The 19,860-nt window shown below is 37.0% G+C and carries 20 protein-coding genes and 2 pseudogenes; 7 read left to right on the top strand and 15 right to left on the bottom strand.

Features of this window, described 5'->3' with window-relative positions:
- The 4 genes and pseudogenes from R3333_RS03845 to R3333_RS03860 all read left to right on the top strand — a co-directional run.
- Positions 1–311: pseudogene (locus R3333_RS03845) on the top strand (hypothetical protein); the annotation flags it as partial.
- A 19-nt stretch (positions 312–330) separates the two neighbouring features.
- Positions 331–888 carry a hypothetical protein gene (locus tag R3333_RS03850; RefSeq protein WP_318957346.1) on the top strand — a complete coding sequence of 186 codons (558 nt, stop codon included), beginning with the start codon at positions 331–333 and terminating at the stop codon, positions 886–888.
- Between the two features lie 43 nt (positions 889–931).
- On the top strand, positions 932–1,477 hold the full coding sequence (locus R3333_RS03855; protein WP_318957348.1) for a sigma-70 family RNA polymerase sigma factor: 546 nt from the start codon (positions 932–934) through the stop codon (positions 1,475–1,477).
- Positions 1,464–2,690: a hypothetical protein gene (locus tag R3333_RS03860; RefSeq protein ID WP_318957350.1), complete on the top strand. Its 1,227-nt coding sequence runs from the start codon at positions 1,464–1,466 to the stop codon at positions 2,688–2,690. The genes R3333_RS03855 and R3333_RS03860 overlap by 14 nt, the downstream gene beginning before the upstream one ends.
- A 222-nt stretch (positions 2,691–2,912) precedes the next feature.
- Here the strand turns inward: R3333_RS03860 and R3333_RS03865 are convergent, their stop codons facing one another.
- The 10 genes from R3333_RS03865 to R3333_RS03910 form a co-directional block, all read right to left on the bottom strand.
- Entirely contained in the window at positions 2,913–4,088 is a 1,176-nt protein-coding gene (locus R3333_RS03865) for an acetyl-CoA C-acyltransferase (protein ID WP_318957352.1), read from the bottom strand.
- Positions 4,089–4,127: 39 nt separating this feature from the next.
- A complete protein-coding gene (locus R3333_RS03870) occupies positions 4,128–4,481 on the bottom strand; it encodes a four helix bundle protein (protein ID WP_318957353.1) in 354 nt (117 codons plus the stop codon).
- 40 nt (positions 4,482–4,521) lie between these two features.
- Positions 4,522–6,927, bottom strand: a complete 2,406-nt coding sequence (locus tag R3333_RS03875; RefSeq protein ID WP_318957356.1) for a 3-hydroxyacyl-CoA dehydrogenase/enoyl-CoA hydratase family protein — start codon at positions 6,925–6,927, stop codon at positions 4,522–4,524.
- A gap of 12 nt (positions 6,928–6,939) precedes the next feature.
- On the bottom strand, positions 6,940–7,395 hold the full coding sequence (locus tag R3333_RS03880) for a MarR family winged helix-turn-helix transcriptional regulator (protein ID WP_318957358.1): 456 nt from the start codon (positions 7,393–7,395) through the stop codon (positions 6,940–6,942).
- A gap of 200 nt (positions 7,396–7,595) precedes the next feature.
- Positions 7,596–8,003 (bottom strand): hydroxyphenylacetyl-CoA thioesterase PaaI, encoded by a 408-nt coding sequence (paaI, locus tag R3333_RS03885; protein WP_318957359.1) that lies wholly within the window; start codon positions 8,001–8,003, stop codon positions 7,596–7,598.
- A gap of 1 nt (position 8,004) precedes the next feature.
- Positions 8,005–8,481 carry a hypothetical protein gene (locus R3333_RS03890; RefSeq protein ID WP_318957361.1) on the bottom strand — a complete coding sequence of 159 codons (477 nt, stop codon included), beginning with the start codon at positions 8,479–8,481 and terminating at the stop codon, positions 8,005–8,007.
- A gap of 3 nt (positions 8,482–8,484) precedes the next feature.
- Positions 8,485–9,324 carry a carboxylating nicotinate-nucleotide diphosphorylase gene (gene nadC / locus R3333_RS03895; protein ID WP_318957363.1) on the bottom strand — a complete coding sequence of 280 codons (840 nt, stop codon included), beginning with the start codon at positions 9,322–9,324 and terminating at the stop codon, positions 8,485–8,487.
- A 73-nt stretch (positions 9,325–9,397) separates the two neighbouring features.
- Positions 9,398–9,826 (bottom strand): hypothetical protein, encoded by a 429-nt coding sequence (locus R3333_RS03900; RefSeq protein ID WP_318957365.1) that lies wholly within the window; start codon positions 9,824–9,826, stop codon positions 9,398–9,400.
- A gap of 47 nt (positions 9,827–9,873) precedes the next feature.
- Positions 9,874–10,377: a DUF6155 family protein gene (locus R3333_RS03905; protein ID WP_318957367.1), complete on the bottom strand. Its 504-nt coding sequence runs from the start codon at positions 10,375–10,377 to the stop codon at positions 9,874–9,876.
- A complete protein-coding gene (locus R3333_RS03910; RefSeq protein ID WP_318957368.1) occupies positions 10,374–13,331 on the bottom strand; it encodes a two-component regulator propeller domain-containing protein in 2,958 nt (985 codons plus the stop codon). Before R3333_RS03910 ends, R3333_RS03905 begins: the two co-directional genes overlap by 4 nt.
- A 111-nt stretch (positions 13,332–13,442) precedes the next feature.
- On the opposite strand from R3333_RS03910, the gene R3333_RS03915 reads away from it, so the two are divergent.
- Complete coding sequence (locus R3333_RS03915) at positions 13,443–13,751, top strand: rhodanese-like domain-containing protein (RefSeq protein ID WP_318957369.1); 309 nt, start codon at positions 13,443–13,445, stop codon at positions 13,749–13,751.
- Positions 13,744–14,646, top strand: coding sequence for a sterol desaturase family protein (locus tag R3333_RS03920; protein ID WP_318957370.1), 903 nt, complete (start codon positions 13,744–13,746; stop codon positions 14,644–14,646). Before R3333_RS03915 ends, R3333_RS03920 begins: the two co-directional genes overlap by 8 nt.
- On the opposite strand, the gene R3333_RS03925 is transcribed toward R3333_RS03920, so the two are convergent.
- From R3333_RS03925 to R3333_RS03945, 5 genes are all read right to left on the bottom strand, one after another.
- Positions 14,630–15,049 (bottom strand): response regulator, encoded by a 420-nt coding sequence (locus R3333_RS03925; RefSeq protein ID WP_318957371.1) that lies wholly within the window; start codon positions 15,047–15,049, stop codon positions 14,630–14,632. The two genes, R3333_RS03920 and R3333_RS03925, sit on opposite strands and share 17 nt — an antisense overlap.
- Entirely contained in the window at positions 15,036–15,923 is an 888-nt protein-coding gene (locus tag R3333_RS03930; RefSeq protein WP_318957372.1) for a HAMP domain-containing sensor histidine kinase, read from the bottom strand. Before R3333_RS03930 ends, R3333_RS03925 begins: the two co-directional genes overlap by 14 nt.
- On the bottom strand, positions 15,920–16,396 hold the full coding sequence (locus tag R3333_RS03935; protein WP_318957377.1) for an FIST C-terminal domain-containing protein: 477 nt from the start codon (positions 16,394–16,396) through the stop codon (positions 15,920–15,922). Before R3333_RS03935 ends, R3333_RS03930 begins: the two co-directional genes overlap by 4 nt.
- A complete protein-coding gene (locus R3333_RS03940; RefSeq protein WP_318957373.1) occupies positions 16,309–17,019 on the bottom strand; it encodes an FIST N-terminal domain-containing protein in 711 nt (236 codons plus the stop codon). Before R3333_RS03940 ends, R3333_RS03935 begins: the two co-directional genes overlap by 88 nt.
- Before the next feature lie 91 nt (positions 17,020–17,110).
- On the bottom strand, positions 17,111–18,646 hold the full coding sequence (locus R3333_RS03945; protein WP_318957375.1) for a glycine--tRNA ligase: 1,536 nt from the start codon (positions 18,644–18,646) through the stop codon (positions 17,111–17,113).
- A 445-nt stretch (positions 18,647–19,091) separates the two neighbouring features.
- On the opposite strand from R3333_RS03945, the pseudogene R3333_RS03950 reads away from it, so the two are divergent.
- A pseudogene (locus R3333_RS03950) lies at positions 19,092–19,860 on the top strand (hypothetical protein); the annotation flags it as partial.

Consider the following 19,860-nt stretch of genomic DNA (forward strand, 5'->3'; position numbering starts at 1 on the left):
AATTAGATGTGGTAGATGTTTCCAATCCTGCCAATCCAATATTGAAAAGTTCTTTTAGTCTTACTAATCCACATGGATTAGGAGTAAATGGAGATGTTCTCTTTGTGTGTGATGGTAGCGATGGATTGAAAGTTTTTGACAATACTGATCCATTGGTTGTGGGAGATCATTTAACACAAAGCTTTTCAACAATTCAGGCAATTGATATCATTCCATTGGGTAACCTAGCCATCGTGTTAACAAAAGACGGAGTGTATCAGTACGATTGCACAGATGTACAGAATATTCAATACTTAAGTCAAATTCAATAATCCTTAAAAACGAAAGATCATGCAACGAATTATTTTAATCATATTCCTATTTCTTTTAGGGCTGAGTGCGCAAGCACAAGAGATGTTGACTTCCAAGAAATTTGATTTTGTTTCTTCTATTAACACAGGAGTGAACACAGATTTTTACAACTCTAACTTTTCGATGGCAGTTACCAATGGTGTAATTATGAACCAACGCTATATGTTGTCTTTGGGTCTAGGTATAGAAGGCAATCAGACAGGTACGCAGTTGCCTATGTTTTTTGAAGGTAAATACTTGTTTTTGAAAAATAGAAAGAAGACGCCTTTTATCTCCGTTACTTCAGGGTATTTACAACCTTTGTATAGAAATTATTGGCAAAATGTACAAGGTGGTTTTACTGCCGGTGCACAGATTGGGTTTCAGAACTTCTTTAGCGATCATGTAGGAATTTCAACTAGTGTAGGGTACAGGTATTGGAGACAAAGAGGAGAGCAAAATTATTATTACTACGATATTATGCCGTTTTATGGTAATGGGGCGTACATTTATATATCCAATCGATTTGAAGTAAGATTGGCGCTTCTTTTCAAATAATAGGACTACGAAAAAGACCCCTTATACAGAACAAGAGCTCGTTGTGGCGTGTCAGAAAGGCAAGCTAAAAGCACAGCGAGAATTGTATGACAGATATGCATACATGATGAAAGGGGTATGTCTAAGATATGCCAGGGATGTCTCTGAAGCAGAGGATTATTTGCAGGAGGCATTTCTTCGGGCATTTAAGTCTATACATCAATTAAACCCTTCAGGGAATCTAGGCGCTTGGTTGAGGACCATAGCAGTAAATGTAGGACTGGAGATGTATAGAAAAAATAAAGCGATTGACTTGAGGCTTGAAAACTATAAGCATATACAAGGTAATAGTGTAGACCTAGAAACTGCGTTTGAAAAAATGGCTTTGGAAGATCTGGTGAAGAAAATACAGCGATTACCCTTGGGTTATAGAACGGTTTTTAACTTATATGCTATTGAAGGATTTAACCATGAAGAAATAGCGCAGAAATTAGAAATCTCAGCCGGAACATCTAAATCTCAATACAGTAGAGCAAGGAGTCTATTAAGACAATGGATAGAAGAGGAAGAAGAGAATGAAAAAAATCAAATGAATTATGCAAAAGGATAGAGGTTTACAAGATCGCTTTGCGGAATTCGGAGCGCAGCCTACTCAACAAGTTTGGACAAATCTGGAGGCGGAATTGACGCGCAAGAAGAAAAGACGTGCGGCTCTATTGTGGTGGACAGGAATTTCTTTTGGTACTTTGTCTATTTTATTGGTACTCCTATTTGTGAATACACTTTCATCTACAATTGATTTAAAGAATTCTGCGGTAGCAGAAGTTGAGCAAGAAAGCGAAGTAACACAAGAGAAAATTGACTTTTCTGAAATAGAGGAGAATGAGCCCAAATCAACATTTGAAAAAGATAATGGTGCGGTTCCAAATAAGGAGGTTTTTGACCAAAGAATTGCTACCTCAAAGCGTACGTCACGTTCTAATCTTACAAGGGAAGAAGAGGTGCTTATACAGAAAATTCTTGCTCCAAAGCGCACCCTAGAACCAGATACTGCGCATATTGTTGAGATTGTGGATCCTCTTTTACCTCAAGAAGACAGCCTCTTAAGAAAAAAAGAAGAGAAGGAAGCGCTAGTTGTTTTTTCTAATGCTGAAGATTCAATTGAGTTAGATAGTCTTTATCAAAATGTTGTTGCTGATAGCGTAGAACCTGTACATATTGTTGAACAGGAGAAGGAATTACTGCCGAGTAAATGGTCATTCGGTGTGCATGTAGGTGGAGCGTACGATTATAGATCTGTTGATGACCAGGTGTATGCCACCGATGCTTCGTTGGTTAACAATCCGGCATTGAATAATGAGTATTATGTTGTTGATCAGGTTGCTCGTTTTAATAACCGATTCAATGTGACCTTATCTGCACGCTATGATTTAACTTCTAGATGGCGTATTTCTACTGGTTTGGGTTATGGTCAATTTGTTGAAAATGTTTCTGGAACAGAAGAGGCATTCAATTCTTACGGAATACATGGCCATACACTTAATCAGAATGTACAAGTGAATTTTAGTTTCTTGAATAAACCTAAGCTGGGTGCTTATACTGGAGTTGCTTATACCAATTCTTTCTTCATATCTCCCACGCGTACAGGTTATGTAGGAAGCGCACAGTTCCAAATGGGAATGTCGTATAAATTTAGTCCACGCTTTTCTATTGAATTAGAACCTTACCTACAGTATTACAGATTTGGTCAGGAAATAGAAGGACTATATGGTAACGCTTTGGTAGGTGCTCAAGTAGGATTTGTATTCAGACCGCTAGAATAAAATTTTCAAACAGGGATGGGATGGAAATGAGCTGAAGCAAAGTAGCATGAAACTTACTTTGAAAAGGCGACTAAAGAAGCTTTTGAAATGTATAGTTGAATGAGACTTTGGGAAGTGAATTGAAAGTACAGCCCGGCTGTTTGCCTAAGCATCTAAACGATAAGAAAAGAAAAAACGGGGTCACATTTAATGCGACCCCGTTTGTGTTTTTTAGTGATGATTTCATAACCTTTCGATAACGCCGGCAGCACCTTGTCCGGTACCTACACACATGGTTACAATACCATATTTCTCCTTGCGTTTCTTCAATTCGTTCATCATTTGAACCGTTAATTTAGCTCCTGTACAACCCAGCGGGTGCCCCAAACTAATAGCTCCACCGTTTACATTAACAATTTCTTTATCCAATCCAGCTTCGCGAATAACGGCCAAAGATTGAGAAGCAAAAGCTTCGTTTAATTCGTACAAACTGATGTCAGATTTTTGTAATCCTGCTTGTTTGATAGCTGCTGGAATAGCATCCACCGGACCTATACCCATGATTCTTGGCGGAACACCCACTACAGAATAAGAAGCCAAACGCGCTACGGGTTCTAAACCTAGTTCTTTTACCATACGTTCTGACATCACCAAACAAAAGGCAGCACCATCTGAAGTTTGCGAAGAGTTACCCGCAGTAACCGATCCACCCTGTGCGAAAACAGGACGTAATCTTCCTAAAGCTTCCATAGATCCTCCCGGACGTGGTCCTTCGTCTGTATCAACCGTATAGGTTTTAACCTGACGTTTTTCGTTTTGATCTAAGAAGATGTGTTCTACTTCAATGGGAACGATATCGTCTTTAAATCTACCTGTTTTGATAGCCTCCAAAGCTTTGCGGTGAGATTCTAAAGCAAAGGCATCTTGCTCTTCTCTCGAGACTTTAAATTCATTGGCAACGGCTTCTGCTGTGAGTCCCATTCCCCAATACCAGTCTGGGTTTTTCTTCGCCACTTTTGCGTTGGGAACAATTCTCCATCCTCCCATGGCCATTACCGACATGGATTCAACTCCACCGGCGATAATACAATCTGCCATTCCTGCATTGATTTTTGCAGTTGCCATGGCTATCGTTTCTAATCCAGAAGAACAATATCTGTTTACGGTAACTCCTGGTACTTTATCCGTTCCGAGTCCCATTAATGAGATCATTCTTCCCATGTTTAACCCTTGCTCAGCTTCGGGTGTAGCGTTCCCAACAATTACATCGTCCACACGTGCGGGATCTAATTGCGGAACTTCTTTTAAAATGTGTTTGATCACATCCGCCCCCAAATCATCGGGTCTGTAAAAGCGGAAACCACCTTTGTTGGCTTTCCCAACTGCGGTTCTATATCCTGTTACTATGTATGCGTTCATGTTTTTTAAAGATTTTTAGACTTTTAGACCGTTAGACAATTAGATTTTGTTTAACGAGATGCTAAAAGATCTTATCATTTTTTGAATTTCTTCTACTTTCTCTTGTACTTCATTAATTTCTATATCATAGAGTCTATGAATCAAGAAAAGCTGAGTTTCAAGCTCAAAGGCAGAAGAGATACTTATATTTAGAAAGTGAATAAAACTTTTGTTAGAGTCACGACCAGAGCCTTCGGCAATATTGGATGGAATAGAAACAGCACATCTGTTTAATTGTGGCTTTAAATTGAAATCTTCTTGACTTGGTAATGACTTTGTTATTGTATAGATTTCCTCTACCAAATCCATTGATTTTTGCCAGATTTTCAATTCTTTGTACCTATGTTTCTTCATCTCTAAAGGTCTAAATGTCTAACACTCTAAACGTCTAAGCTTAATTTCTAAGAATTTTACCTTTTTTCACCATGCTCTCTAAACGTTCTAGTGTTTTACGTTCGGCGCAGAGTTCTACGAAGGCTCTTCTTTCTAAGTCGAGGAGATATTGTTCAGAAACTTGAACGCGCTCGGAGATGTCACCCCCACACATTACAAAACCTAGTTTTTCTGAGATGAGTCTGTCGTGTTCTGAGATGTAGTTCCCAGACTGCATTGAGTCAGCTCCTACATAAACAATTCCTAATCCTTCTTGACCAAGGATGGTGATGTTTTTCTCTTTTGGAGGGGCTACATAACCTTTGTTGGCTAAGCCTAAACAAGCTTCTTTAGCACGTGTTAATTGCAATTCTCTCGACATTACATATTCGTCTTGTCCTCTTCTTAAGTAACCCAATTCAAAGGCTTCTTCTGCAGAGGTAGCAACTTTGGCTTGACCAATCGTTAAGAAACGTTCACGCATTTTGTTGATGCGAATGTCACCTTCTGATAACTCTTCAGAGAGTCTTTTTACAAACTCTTTGGTACCACCACCACCAGGAATAACACCAACACCGAATTCAACCAACCCCATGTATAGTTCTGCATGGGCTACAACTTTATCCGAATGCATAGATAATTCACATCCTCCACCTAAAGCCAGGTTATGAGGAGCAACAATTACAGGGATATCACTATAACGCACACGCATCATAGTATCTTGGAAAGTTTTTACGGCGAAGTTTAATTCGTCGAAATCTTGTTCCACCGCCATCATAAAGATCATTCCAACATTAGCTCCGGCGCTAAAGTTTTGACCTGTATTTGAGATTACGAGTCCCTTGTATTCTTTTTCGGCAATGTCAATAGCTTTGTTAATTCCTTCAATCACTCCACCGCCTATGGTGTTCATTTTTGTGTGGAATTCTAAGTTTAAGATACCGTCTCCTAGATGAACTAAAGTTGCATCGCTGTTTTTCCAAACTGTATTCTCTTCGCGCAAAGCATCGAGAATAACCATGTTTTCTGTACCCGGAATGGTTTTGTATGCTTTAGCAGCGATGTCGTAGTACAACTTGCTTCCTTTATCATTTTTGTAGAAAGAAGTAATACCTGCGGCTTTCATTTCTTCTACCCAAGCTGCAGCTTTATGGTTTTCTTTAGCAATTAATTCTAATCCTTTGTCTAAACCAATTAAATCCCACGTTTCGAAAGGACCTAATTCCCAACCAAAACCTGCTTTGATAGCATCGTCGATTTTGTAGAGGTCATCAGATATTTCTGGAATTCTATTGGTTACGTAAGCAAATAGACCGGCGAAAGTTTTTCTGTAGAACTCACCTGCTTTGTCCATTCCTTGGAACAACATTTTTGTACGTTGTTTCAAATCGTCTATGGGTTTTGCCATAGCTAGCGTAGGGAAGTTTACAGTTGCTTTTTCTCTATATTCTAAAGTGTTGAGATCTAATGAAAGAATGTTTTTCTTTCCATTTTCATCTACTACTTTTTTGTAGAAACCTTGGTTGGTTTTAGATCCTAACCAGTTGTTCTCAACCATTTTTGAGATATAGTCAGGAAGGTTAAATAGATCTCTGGCTTCGTCGTTTGGACAATTTTCTTTGAGTCCATTTGCTACATGTACCAAAGTATCTAACCCAACTACATCACAGGTTCTAAAAGTGGCAGATTTTGGTCTACCCAATATTGGACCTGTCAATTTATCTATCTCCTCTATATTCATGTCCAATTCCTTAACGGCATGGAAAAGTGACATAATAGAGTAGACCCCAACTCTGTTGGCAATAAATGCAGGAGTGTCTTTACATAATACTGTTTTCTTACCTAAGTATTTTCTACCATATTCCATAAAGAAGTCAACCACCTCTGGCGCTGTTTCTTTGGTTGGAATAACTTCAAAAAGTTGTAAATACCTTGGAGGGTTGAAGAAGTGAGTTCCACAGAAATGTTTCTTGAAATCATCGCTTCTGCCTTCTAACATCAGGTGAATAGGAATACCGGAGGTGTTGGAAGTAATTAAACTACCTGCTTTACGGTGTTCTTCAACTTTTGCAAATACTTGTTGTTTGATGTCTAATCTTTCGATAACCACTTCTATGGTCCAATCACAATCTTTGATTTGATGAAGATCGTCTTCGAAGTTTCCGGTTTTTATTCTTCCGGCGAAAGACTTGCTGTAGATAGGTGAAGGATTGGACTTGAGGGCGAAAGTAAGTGAATCATTGACAATTCTGTTTCTTACTTTTTTGTCTTCGAGGGTTAATCCTGATTTTTGTTCTTTTTCGTTGAGTTCTTTGGGTACGATATCGAGCAAAAGAACATCTAGCCCGATGTTAGCAAAGTGACATGCTATTCGGGAGCCCATGACTCCCGAACCAAGCACCGCAACTTTGCGAATGTGTCTATTCATAGTTTTAACGTTTTAGAAAAATCTTATCATATTTCTAAGCTCTTCTTCAACAGTTAAATCAATTTTGTCCATTACTTCAAAAAATACCTTCAATTTTCCTTTTGGAATGCGTTCGTAGAGTTTCTCGTTGAATTCTAACACCACATTTTTGGCAAGTCTTCGTTGTTCAACTCCTTCCGGCGTTAGGAAAATCAGTACTTTCCTTTTGTCTAATTTATCGGCCTCTCTGTAAATCAATCCCCTCGTCTCCATTGTTTTTAAGGTTCTTGATAAACTTGTAGGCTCCATTCCCATTCTTGGTCCTAGTTGAGTACTTGGCGTACCTTCTTTATCAACAATCAATAAAATAAAACCTATGGAAATGGTCATGTCGTGTACCGAGGCTTTCTGATTATACATCCTCGATATTTTATGCCACGCATGACGTATGCTAAAATCGATTTTCTCTTCTGTTTTAGAATTACTCATTTCTATCATTTAAATATAGGAAAATATTCTAAGCACGCACAATAAAATTGCGAATTTTACCATGTGCAAAAAGCCATTACTTTTTCCTTGCAGAATGTATTTGTAGTAGTAATACACTCATAAGTTAATAAAATTAATTAGTGTATTGGTAAATAATCGTTAGAAGTAATAGATTAACGATTTAAAACGAGTTGTAAAATTTACCAAATATTTTCTGAAACATGCACAGTTCCCTTAAACAAAGCTACCACTTTTCCAGTTTGATTGGTAACCTTTACTGTGTATATCCCTAACCTTTTGCTTCTGTTTTCTTCACTGCATACCGCGGTTAATTTATCCCCGGTGAAACAAGGTCTAGTATGAGAAATAGAGGTTTCAATACTCACACATTGAAAACCGTAGGTATTGGAAGCAAAAGCAAGGGCACTATCTGCTAATGCGTACGATAGTCCCCCATGTGCAATATTAAATCCGTTGACAAAATCTTTGGTTACCTCCAATTCAAGTGTACAACTTCCTTTGGCAATAGCAATTAACTTCATTCCCAATAATTGAGAGAAGGCATCTTCTTGCAGCATTAAGTTTACAATTTCTTGGGGCGACTTCATCTTATGCAATGGCTTTGTTCATTAATCCAATCATAGCTGTTGAAACGATAAACAATTGTGTAGCTGTTTCATCATCTAAACTTGTACCGTCATCATCTGCCATTTCTATTTCGTTGGCCATAAAGGCAATTAAATTTGGCTGGTTGGTAATGGCTAGAATTAAATCAATATCCTCTTCATCCATGTATTCCTCTAAAACTTGAGAAAATTCGTCTTGAAAAGCATCGATATCTTCATTTGTAATTCTTTTAACCTTTACACCTTGCTGCGCAAAAGCCTCGAAATAAATGTTGAAGTAGTAAATGATTAACCCTGTAAGCGTATCATTTTCGAACTCCATACCTGCAGACATAGCGTAACCTAAAAAGTCCTGCTGTGCTAAGCCATAGGTTTCAGAGATTTTCTCTAAACCATCGTCGTCTAAATTGTCTATTTTGTTTACCGCCTTTTCAATGTTGGCAATTGTAATCTGTTGCATATATTATTTGTTGAATGTTGCTTTTAGACTTAAATCTAAAGAGCTTATTGAATGTGTTAGGGCTCCAGAAGAAATGTAGTCTACTCCTGTTTCACCATAAGCACGTATGTTATCTATTGTAATTCCTCCTGATGCTTCTGTTTCATATTGCTCAGGAATAGTTGGAAGTATAGCTTTAATCTCTTCAGGTGTGAAGTTGTCTAACATAATTCTGTCGATTCCACCTACTGCCAATACTTCTTCCAATTCTTTGGTGTCTCTTACCTCAACTTCTATCTTAAGGTCTTTCCCTGTTTGTTGCAAGTAATCTTTGGCACCTTTAATGGCTTGAGCAATTCCACCTGCATAATCGATGTGGTTGTCTTTGATCATAATCATGTCATACAACCCAAATCTATGGTTGTAACCACCACCAATTTTAACAGCCCATTTTTCCATGGCACGTATACATGGTGTAGTTTTTCTTGTGTCTAACAATTTCGTATCGCAGCCATCTAAAATTTGTACAATTTTGTTGGTGTGTGTCGCGATTCCACTCATGCGTTGCATGAAGTTTAGTACCAAACGTTCTGTAGATAATATAGAGCGAGAGCTTCCTTCTACGGTTAAAATAATATCACCTTCTTTAATTGCTTCACCATCATGAATGAAAACTTCAACTTTTAAGTTGGGATCAAAGCGATGAAAAATACGTTCCGCTAATTCAACACCTGCCGCAATTCCATGATCTTTCACCAGTAATTTCGCTATTCCCGTTGCGCTTTCGGGAATAGTAGATAGTGAGGAATGGTCTCCATCCTGGAGATCTTCTCTCAATGCAAAATCGATTATTTCATCTATCATGCCCCAAAGATATACATCTCTAGGAAATATGATAATCTATTTGAGAGGATAGCTGTTGATATTCATCAGCATTTTATTGGTTGTAGAGGCGTAGTTTTGTATTACCATCCCACGCGGTACGGTATTGTCTGAGTCCAAATTCAACATCTCCGTTTACGATAGATCCATCGTACAAAGAGAATTGAGCATCAGAACAAGGGTCGTCTAATACTAAAAAGTTATCTGGGTTTACAACTAAACCTGTATCACAATCTGCAGCGTTTGCGGTGGTTGACATTCTATCAAAACATACAAATTCATTCGGTCCTCTACGGTATACAATCAGTCCTTTAATACCACCCAATACATAAGCATATCCGCTAACCGATTGTAAGGAAGAATAGGAAGGAAGGGTAAGGTTTATCTCTGTATCAAAAGGTAAACTTGGAACAGGGTGGTTTTTGGTTTTGTTACACGCAAAACTCACACCAATTACCAAAATAAAAGCAACAACAGATTTCATGTTCTAATTTTGTTCAAAGTTAACGGATTTGAAGCGATTATATTGTCTCAAGGCGCCATATCCTGAAAAGCAGTCCTGTTAAACCAGTTTTGTTGCCAAGCTTCTTCTACAATTCGTTCCAAACGAGGTTTGAATATTTGCATTAAGTTATTCCCCGAAATCCATTTTAATGCATCCTCGTATTGCCTGAACATACCCACAAAAAAGTTGTCATTCTTTATGACGCGAGTGGAGGTGTAGGTTTGTGCTACTTCTATGGCGTAGAGCATAATATCTGCAATTTTATCTGGAGACATTTCTAAACTCTGAAAGTGTTTAATCAACTTGGTGGCTGTAGTTCTTCTGAGTTTTGCCCTTCGTTTGGTAGTAGGGAAGTACTCCTTGCTGATTTTTACTCGAGCATCTTCAATGAGTTTATCTTCCCTCGGGTTGAAGGCAAAATTGAAATATGTTTTTACGGGTTTAAATTTCTCGTAGAGCTCAATAATTTGTTCGCGGAGTTGTTCCTCGTTGAGGTCTTGTAAATGCTTTTTTAATTTGGCTTTACTCATATTCCTATTCTTAATTCAATGCGTGTTCCCATGGGTTCTCCATTTTCCACCTTGTCGATAATGGCAAATAATGGTTTGTCGTTTTGATGCTGATCCAATATAGATAGTCGCTCCTGGGTTACCTGTAAGGCAAGTGACTTGTGGAGGTGATCTACTTGACTTTTTGTGGATTGTGACTTTTGCCTACCACAACCATTATCGTCTATGGTAATTAAAATGTTATTCTCCGTTTCTAATTTCACCTCAATGGCTATATGGGGAGCTCTTTTTAGATGTTTGAAACCATGGATGATAGCGTTTTCTATAAAAGGTTGAATGAGCAATGGGGGAATGATTTCCTCATCTGTATCTAGCTCATCATCCACCTCAATGGTATAGGTGAAATCCAAAGATTTGATGAGTTGCTCTAATTTCATGTAGTGCTCAACGGTGTTCAATTCTTCTTCAATACTGATGTATTTTTCACGAGAATTCTCTAGGATGGAACGCATCAACTTAGCGAATTTCGCAATTACCAAACGCGCTTTATTTTTGTCGTCTTTAATAATTTGTTCTTGGATAGATTGCAGTACGTTGAATACAAAGTGTGGATTCATTTGTAAGCGCAAAGCTTTTTGCTCTAATTCCACAAGGTTGCGTTCCATTTCTAATTTTTCTTTCAGCGCCTCGTTGTTTTTTCTCAACCTAGCCAAAGCAATTCTAAAGATGAGGTAGAAAAATCCTACTATGCCCAGAACTATTAAAACAATGAACCACCATGCAGAATAGAAGGGCGGAGTGATGATGAGGCGTATACTCCGTACGGGTGTCCAAGCTTGAGAGTTTCCCGTTTTGTAGCGCAATATGTAATCTCCAGGAGGGAGGTTATTGAACAGTATTGTGTTTCTTTTGGTAATCGGCGCCCACATCTCATCATAGCCCTCTAAAAAGTGCGTGAAATTTGCACCTTGAGCAGTAGATAGGTCAAGCGCTTTTAATTCAATCTCTATGGGTTTTTTATCGAAAGGAAGAATAAGGCTGTCTGTTTCTTGCAATCCGTCTTTTACAAAATAGAAATACTCAGTTTGCTCAATGGGCACATAGCCAATGCGAATATCTTTTACCTTTAAAAGCGGTGCAATTTTCTTTTTGTTATAGGACTTTTTCGCGTATTTCTCTATTCCTTTTACTGTTCCAAACCATAAGTTACCATTAGGGTCCAAATCCACGGCATTTCTTGTCGTTTCCAAACCTTGAAATCCTTCTCTCGGACCGTAATGTTGAAAGTTCGGAGCACCAAAAAATGAACTGATTTTATCCAAACCTTGTTCTGAACCAACCCATACATTTTCGTCTTTATCTACCTCTACTTGGTAAATGTTTTCTGAACTCAAACGTGGATTGCTTTTCCATTTTAATAAATGAATTCCTTGCACTGTATAGAGTCCACTGGAGGTACCCAGTATGGGTGTTGATTTATGGAAGCCAATAGAACGTATATCAAGATCTTGGGTGTTGTCTATGTACGTGAGCTGATTGGACGTCATTTTAGCCAATCCTTTTCGTTCATCAATAAACCATAGGTTCCCTTCAGGATCAAACTCAAGTAAGAGAATATTTTGTCCTGTTTTATCGAATAATAATTCAATTCTTTCAAACCGCAGACTGCGTTTAGATCCCGATAACCTTGCTTTTAGTATCCCCTTGTTATTCGTCGCTACATAGATTTCATTCTTATGTATTTTAAGATCATTGACGTTTAAAAGTTGATAATCTGTTTTAATACGCTGAAAAGTAAATCTACCGTTGTAGAAACTAACATATGCCAGTCCTCTGTCTTCCTCAAAGACCCATGCATTTCCATTTTTATCTATATCAAAAACGGTGATTCTATTGAGCGTTTTTCCTGCTCCATCTTTGATGAGGTTGTGTATGCGATTGGGACCAATCAGGTTTAAACCACCCGTACCTGTTGAAGCCCAAATTTTATTTTCCTGGACAGCAACAAGGTGTAAAATGTAATCACTACTTAAACCAGAGTAATTGTCGAAATGGACAAATTGAGTTTCTGTAAAACGACTCAATCCACCTCCGTAACTACCAATCCAAATATTTCCCCAATGGTCTTCATGAAATGATTTAACATAGTTACTGGGTAAACCTTCAGTGAGTGTAAAATGATCGATTTGTTTTTTATTGATCCTAAAGACACCTTGGTTTTGTGTACCTATCCATAATTTGTTTTGACTGTCAATTAACAAGCTACTTACTGCCAGTTTTCTATCAAAGGCTTTTTCTCGAACAACCGCTAAACCTTTGTTTAAAACCACAACACCATGTCCCTCTGTTCCTAAGAAAATGTAGTTTTCACTTTCAGTTACACAAGCAATGGAATTGGTAGGTAACCCTTGTGTCGTGGTAATTCTTTTAAAAGGATTGGATAGATTAAAAATACCTTCAGTAGTTGTTACCCAGTATTGATGTGTGCTATCGCTAAAAAATCCTGTTACTTTTTTATTATATAGTTGTACATTTTTCTGTTGATAGATCTTTCCTTCCTTCAATAGATGAACACCATTGTTTGTTCCAATTAAAAAGGCTTTTCCTTTTTTATGAATGCTCGTAACCTGCGCTTCTAATGGAAGAGACCTAATAATGTTTTTGTTGAAGTAAACACATAAACCTTTGTCTGTACCAATCAAAATACTGTCGTGGTAAGGGAAAAGTATATTTACGTTGTTAGATCGAAGTCCGTCATTTTTAGTTAATGTACTAAAGACTTTACCGTCAAAAATAGAAACTCCACCACCTTGAGTTGCAACAATTAGTTCACCTTCATCGGTTTCGAGCATGGAGTAGACTTCTGATTGTGCCAAGCCTTCTGAAACTGAAAAATTGGTAAAATTCAGTTGCTGTGCCTGAAGAGAAAGGCTCAACAGCAGAAAAGATGCAAGAAGTAAGATGCTTTTCATCATATCAGCAAATATACATACTAGAAAGTTAATTGAGTTTTTAGGATTTGTGTAACATTTGCTACGTCCAAAAGCTTCACTTTAACGTATATTTGAAAGAGAAAAAAGAAAATAATGGGATTATTACAAAAATTGTTTGGGCCAAAAACGGATTTCCAAGCATTAAAAGATAATGGTGCAATTTTGTTGGATGTTAGGAATCCAGGAGAAGTTAAATCGGCGGGTATAAAATCGGCTGTAAATATTCCTCTTCAGAATTTATCATCGAAGGAAATAACTAAGTTGAAAAGTAAAAATAAGCCAGTGGTTTGCGTTTGCGCATCTGGTGTGAGAAGTAACATGGCGAAGTCTAAATTGAAGGCGGCAGGAGTAGAAGCTTACAATGGAGGTGCTTGGTCAAGAATGAAGCCTTATTTTGGATAGTATTTTTGAAATTATTAGTAATGCGTATAGTAACTATGCATCTTATTTTTGGCGTAGTTTAATTCATCCTTTTTTTGAGGGTGATTTAAACTATTTCTATTATTTAATTCTTGTTTCTCTTGCCGTTTGGGGATTAGAAATTCTCTTACCTTGGAGAAAGAAGCAGGCAATTTTTAGAAAAGATTTTTGGTTGGATGCATTTTATATGTTTTTCAACTTTTTCTTTTTCAACCTATTGCTCTTTACTGCTTTAAGTGATGTAAGTGTTCACTACTTAAACAGAGGATTGGAGGCTATTGGAATTGAGAACATCACCTTGTATGACTTTTCGAATAAAGCCATGTGGTTGCAGTTTTTAGTCTTCTTCCTGATGTCTGATTTTATTCAGTGGGCTGTACATAATTTACTGCATAGAGTAGATTTTTTATGGCAGTTTCACAAAGTGCATCACTCCGTAAAAGAAATGGGCTTTGCTGCGCATTTGCGTTATCACTTTATGGAGACGGTTGTGTATAATTCTTTTAAGTACTTGGGGTTGATTATGCTTTTCAATTTTTCATTGGAAAACGCTTTTATCATTCATGGAATAACCATTCTAATTGGTCATTTAAACCATGCCAATGTGTCCTGGGATTATGGACCTTTAAAGTATATACTTAATAATCCGAAAATGCATATCTGGCATCACGCTAAGGAGTTGCCGGAAAGTCACCCGAAAGGAATGAATTTCGGAATTTCGTTAAGCTTATGGGATTATCTTTTTGGAACTAATTATATTCCTTATTCTGGTAAAGATATTACACTCGGGTTTGATGATGATGAGGATTATCCTCAAGGGTTCTTTGCGCAGTTAACAGAACCCTTCAAGAAAATATTTTTTAACTCAAGAAACTAAATTTAGATAACATCTCTTTAAGCTTCTCTTCGCTGAGCGGCTTAGTGATGTATTCTTTAGCTTGAGGAGTTTTATCGAATTGCTCGTAATCTCTTTTGTGATTAGAAGTAGTTAGTATGAAGAAAAGTGGCATTAGCTCAAAGTCATGTTCCTCGAATAATTCATCAATTTCATCAATTAATTCAAAGCCATCCATTTCTGGCATTTTCACATCAACGATGAACACAGCAGGGATATCTTCTTTGTTTTCGAATAGGGATTTTAGGTAATCAAGAGTTTCACTTGGACTTGTGAAAGCTAAGATTTCATTAAAAATGTTTAAATCACCAATGATGTCCTTATTACAAAAATTTGTGATTTCATTATCATCTATCAAAAGTATTTTACTTCTATCTAACTGCATCTTTCTTAAATTTTAAAGAGAGTGTTACCCCCTCATTTTCTTTACCGTATATACTTACAGAGCCTCCTCCAGACTCCATGGTTTTTCTAATTAAGAAGAGACCTACTCCGTTCCCTTCTGTAAATTTACTGTTTTTAAACCTGTGGAAAGGTTTAAAAAGCTCATTCTTTAACTTTTCTGTATCCAAACCAATTCCATGATCTCGGATCATTATTACAGGGTGGTCAAAGTTAAAAGATGTTTTGATTTCTATCTCCGGTTCACGGTCCTCTTTTTTATATTTTATTGCATTCGTTAGTACATTTCTTAAGACACTATTTAAGGAAGTCTTGTCAAAATATATTTCGTCAAATGCATCGAGGTCTAGTTTAATGTGTTTTTTCTGCAAACCATTGATGCTTTCCACTTGATTACTTATACAGTCAATAAGTTTACAAGGCTCTACTCTTTTTTCCTCATCTTCATAATCAAGTCTGCTAATCTCTAAGAATTCGTTTACCGTTTCAATGGCTTTTTCCGAATTCCATTCAAGTTTTTCACAAATTTCAGCAACCTTATCTTCTTGTCCGGGCTTATTGATATACTTTTTGAGTATCATCACCAAGCTTTGAGTATTCATAAAACGAGATTTCAAATCGTGAGAAACGTGATAATTGAAACCATCTAAAGACTCATTTATTCGTTCTAAGTTCTTGTTTGCATCCGTCATATCATCAACCATTTTATTGGCGATTTCTTCAAGTAATCGAACCTCTGTATGCAGTTGCTCATAGACGCGGTCTATGGCATGAAATAAAGGTTCCCACTCCTCGATATCTTTTTGAGGTGCAAGACGTTCTATTTGTTTAAGTAATATTTTATTTCTTAGTTTCATTCAGAAAGGGCAACCATGGCAATAGAGAAGTTGTGTATCTCACATGCATTGTTATTATTGGCTTCAGTTAAAAACTCAGCATAAGAATAAAAACCAGTTATATTAATATCCTTACCGAACCCTGTACTTAATGCAATTACTTCATCTTCTATAAGTTCGTTTAAAAATAATCTTCTACCGTAACATGAGGTTAAGAAGACCATTTGTGGTTGGTTTTTAGATAGGAAAGAAGCTTCTTCTTCAGTTTCTTCTAATCCATCGATGATATCCGAACGGGTTAATTGTACTTTGTCTCCAAGCTTAAAGTCTCCGCCGTAAATTAAAGATTTATTTTCGTGATCTACGTGAATTGGACTACGTACGTATTTTGTTCTGTTTTTTGTTTTTACAGAAAGGGGTATAACATGATTTTCTCTTCGAAATGTTGTGGACTTTCTGCATCGAGTAATTTGTATAATACGTCGTAAGCAGATTTTCCATTGAGTCCGAGAAGGACATTTCTATTGTAATCAGAAACGGTAAAATCTAAACCAAAACCTTTCGCGGTAATTACTTTATTTGTTTTGATAGAAAGCTCTTCGCCATACAAGGCAATAGCGATAACATTGTTTTCGCTTGGAGCTTCGTTAAGTCCTGAAATAGAAGGTACTCGCAAATCCATATTTCCGGCAAGGCCACCAAAAATGTTAATGCCTCCTTTGTAATGGTTGTTGAGTTCACTAATTAAATCAGCACTATTACCAAAGGTATTGTCCGCAATAATTAAAAGACCTTTTAGTCCTTCTTCTGGAATATCTTCGATTAGTTTTTTACTTACCTCTAAACCCTCTTCCGTTGCGTTTTTTGAAAAAGCTTTAATTTGAGTGTGATCAAAACGATGAGCAGAAATAGCAATTTCTTCACTGAACTTATTTCCTTTAATATGACCAGCTGTTGAAGTTGTTACAATTTGCGCATTGGGGAATTTCTCACGTACCAAAGCAAATTCAAATTCATTCTCGAATTGTTCTCTATATCCAAAAACAAATACGAGCTGATGCTCCATAGCAGAGCATTCCTTGAGTTCTGGTAGAGTGAATTCATTTGAATGAATCATAATAGTATAATTTGGTTTAAGGATGAAGTTAAATAAAAAATGCGATTCACATTAGAGGGAATCGCATTTTTATTAAATCTGTATGTTTTCCTTAGCTTAAAAGAGATGCTAAGCTTACTTTTTCTCCAATAATTGCTCTAAGATCTGAGATGTTTACACGGGTCTGTTCCATGGTGTCTCTATCTCTTAAAGTAACAGTGTTGTCTTCCAAAGATTGGTGGTCTACTGTTACGTGGAAAGGAGTTCCAATGGCATCCTGTCTTCTGTAACGCTTACCAACCGTATCTTTTTCATCGTATTGACAATTGAAATCAAACTTCAAGCTATTGATAATTTCTCTCGCTTTTTCTGGTAATCCATCTTTCTTTAATAAAGGAAGAACTGCTACTTTGTACGGTGCCAATGCAGCTGGAATTTGAAGTACTGTTCTTGTTTTTCCTTCTCCTAAATCTTCTGTTTTCAATGAATTACTCAATACAGCTAAGAACATTCTATCTAAACCTATAGAAGTTTCAATAACGTATGGTGTGTAGTTCTCATTTAGCTCAGGATCGAAGTACTGCAACTTTTTACCAGAGTGCTCTTCATGTTGTTTTAAATCGAAGTCAGTTCTTGAGTGAATACCTTCTAATTCTTTGAACCCCATTGGGAAGTCAAATTCGATATCACAAGCCGCGTTTGCGTAGTGTGCTAATTTGATGTGATCGTGAACTCTGTAGTGGTTTTCACCTAAACCTAAAGCTTTGTGCCACTTTAAACGTTCGCTTTTCCAGTGTTCGTACCACTTCATTTCTTCTCCTGGACGTACAAAGAATTGCATCTCCATTTGTTCGAATTCACGCATTCTGAAAATAAACTGACGTGCAATGATTTCGTTACGGAAAGCTTTACCAATTTGAGCAATTCCAAAAGGAATCTTCATTCTTCCTGATTTCTGTACGTTCAAGAAGTTTACAAAAATACCCTGTGCCGTTTCTGGACGTAAGTAAATTTTAGAGGCATCACCTGCAACCGCTCCTAATTCTGTTGAGAACATTAAGTTGAATTGCTTTACGTCTGTCCAGTTTTTAGAACCAGAAACAGGACAAGCTATTCCTAACTCTTCAATCAAGGCTTTAACAGCAGGTAAATCTTCATTGGTTAAAGCTTCACCCATGCGCTGTTCTATTTCATCAATTTTCTTTTGATTTCTTAAAACATTCGGGTTTGTAGCTCTGAATTGTGCTTCGTCGAAGTCATCACCAAACTTTTTAATTCCTTTGGCAACATCTTTCTCAATTTTAGCTCTGTATTTTTCAATGTGTTCTTCGATCAATACATCAGCTCTATATCTTTTCTTAGAATCTTTGTTGTCGATTAATGGATCATTAAAGGCGTCAACGTGACCAGAGGCTTTCCATGTTTTTGGGTGCATAAAAATTGCAGCATCAATACCTACAATGTTCTCGTGCATTTGAACCATGGCAGTCCACCAGTAATTTTTAATATTATTCTTTAACTCACTACCTAACTGTCCGTAGTCGTAAGTTGCTGATAATCCGTCGTATATTTCTGATGAAGGGAAAATGTATCCATACTCCTTAGCATGAGATATCACCTCTTTTAATTTGTCTTCCTTTTTTTCCATGCTGCAAATTTAGGAGTATGTAGATAACTGGAATTGTTTTTTTAGAATTTTTTATGAGTTTTTTAAAGCAACTGTTCCCGCTCTCCAAGCGTATTATAAGTAAGCCCTGTATAATCTTCCAGCTCAGCAAGAATACAGACCTATGTAGGATGTATTAATAGAGTGATAAATGGAGGGTTAGCCAAGGGTGTTATATTTTCTATTATTAACAAACTTAAGTATCCTGTAATTCTCTTGTATTACAGGATTTTCTGTGTTTTGCAGAAACTCTTCTTTTAATGAGGTTTGTTTAGTAGGGGTCTACAGAACTATATTTCGTCGTTTCTCCAATTTAAAATTAATTATGGCTTTGATTTTTGTCAGGTTCCTCGTACGTTTTTAAAATAGCGAGACAACCCTTTATTTTTCTGATGGGTATTTAAAGAGAACCTTAAATGAAACTATCATGAAAAAAAGAAATTTATTACTATCAATGGCACTAGGTGCTATGGTTGTTTTAGCAAGTTGTAAAAAAGATCTAAAGGAACCATCACCGAGTGGTCCTTCAATTCCCAATGTAACAAATACAGAAAATAAGGCAGCAGCTTTATTAAACGAGTATTTTGAATCTCAGAAACAAGTAATATCGGTAGACGTATCTAATACCTATTATTTCCAAGGGCAAAAAGGAACCATGTTCTATTTAAACGGAAATAATTTTGAAGATGGGAATGGTAATCCTGTAACGGGAATTGTGGATATCACATTAGTTGAAAACTACTCAAAGTTGGATATGATTATGACCAATAAAGTGACTTTGGCTAAGTCTGGAAATGGAACGGAACTATTGGTTTCCGGAGGAGAATTTTACATGGAAATAGCGCAAAATGGAAATTTACTGGAGGTAGTAAATCCTATTCAAGTAATCACTTCACCAGTTGAATCGGCATCACCTATGAGCATGCAATTGTTTGATGGGGAAACAGACACTGAAGGTAATATTTTGTGGACTGCAAATAATGACACAATTACCGCAATTCAGGACACCACAGGAACTGGAGGAGGTCAGGGTGGACCGAACGTTTATTCATATGCTTATGATTGGACGGATTCAATGAGTTGGATTAATTGTGATTATTTCTACGGTGTCCCGGGTCCAATGACGGGTGTGGAGTTAAATGTTCCATCGGGGTATGACAACACAAATACTATGATGTTCATGGTTTTAACGAATG

Origin of the sequence: Lishizhenia sp. (assembly GCF_033720595.1) — a bacterium.
Lineage (GTDB): Bacteria > Bacteroidota > Bacteroidia > Flavobacteriales_D > Crocinitomicaceae > Lishizhenia.

Bases quoted from the DNA above. Each gene is read 5' to 3' on its own strand.
- R3333_RS03850 (WP_318957346.1), top strand. From the start codon at position 331: ATGCAACGAATTATTTTAATCATATTCCTATTTCTTTTAGGGCTGAGT.
- R3333_RS03860 (WP_318957350.1), top strand. From the start codon at position 1,464: ATGCAAAAGGATAGAGGTTTACAAGATCGCTTTGCGGAATTCGGAGCG.
- R3333_RS03865 (WP_318957352.1), bottom strand. From the start codon at position 4,088: ATGAACGCATACATAGTAACAGGATATAGAACCGCAGTTGGGAAAGCC.
- R3333_RS03870 (WP_318957353.1), bottom strand. From the start codon at position 4,481: ATGAAGAAACATAGGTACAAAGAATTGAAAATCTGGCAAAAATCAATG.
- R3333_RS03875 (WP_318957356.1), bottom strand. From the start codon at position 6,927: ATGAATAGACACATTCGCAAAGTTGCGGTGCTTGGTTCGGGAGTCATG.
- R3333_RS03880 (WP_318957358.1), bottom strand. From the start codon at position 7,395: ATGAGTAATTCTAAAACAGAAGAGAAAATCGATTTTAGCATACGTCAT.
- paaI (WP_318957359.1), bottom strand. From the start codon at position 8,003: ATGAAGTCGCCCCAAGAAATTGTAAACTTAATGCTGCAAGAAGATGCC.
- R3333_RS03890 (WP_318957361.1), bottom strand. From the start codon at position 8,481: ATGCAACAGATTACAATTGCCAACATTGAAAAGGCGGTAAACAAAATA.
- nadC (WP_318957363.1), bottom strand. From the start codon at position 9,324: ATGATAGATGAAATAATCGATTTTGCATTGAGAGAAGATCTCCAGGAT.
- R3333_RS03900 (WP_318957365.1), bottom strand. From the start codon at position 9,826: ATGAAATCTGTTGTTGCTTTTATTTTGGTAATTGGTGTGAGTTTTGCG.
- R3333_RS03905 (WP_318957367.1), bottom strand. From the start codon at position 10,377: ATGAGTAAAGCCAAATTAAAAAAGCATTTACAAGACCTCAACGAGGAA.
- R3333_RS03910 (WP_318957368.1), bottom strand. From the start codon at position 13,331: ATGATGAAAAGCATCTTACTTCTTGCATCTTTTCTGCTGTTGAGCCTT.
- R3333_RS03915 (WP_318957369.1), top strand. From the start codon at position 13,443: ATGGGATTATTACAAAAATTGTTTGGGCCAAAAACGGATTTCCAAGCA.
- R3333_RS03925 (WP_318957371.1), bottom strand. From the start codon at position 15,049: ATGCAGTTAGATAGAAGTAAAATACTTTTGATAGATGATAATGAAATC.
- R3333_RS03930 (WP_318957372.1), bottom strand. From the start codon at position 15,923: ATGAAACTAAGAAATAAAATATTACTTAAACAAATAGAACGTCTTGCA.
- R3333_RS03940 (WP_318957373.1), bottom strand. From the start codon at position 17,019: ATGATTCATTCAAATGAATTCACTCTACCAGAACTCAAGGAATGCTCT.
- R3333_RS03945 (WP_318957375.1), bottom strand. From the start codon at position 18,646: ATGGAAAAAAAGGAAGACAAATTAAAAGAGGTGATATCTCATGCTAAG.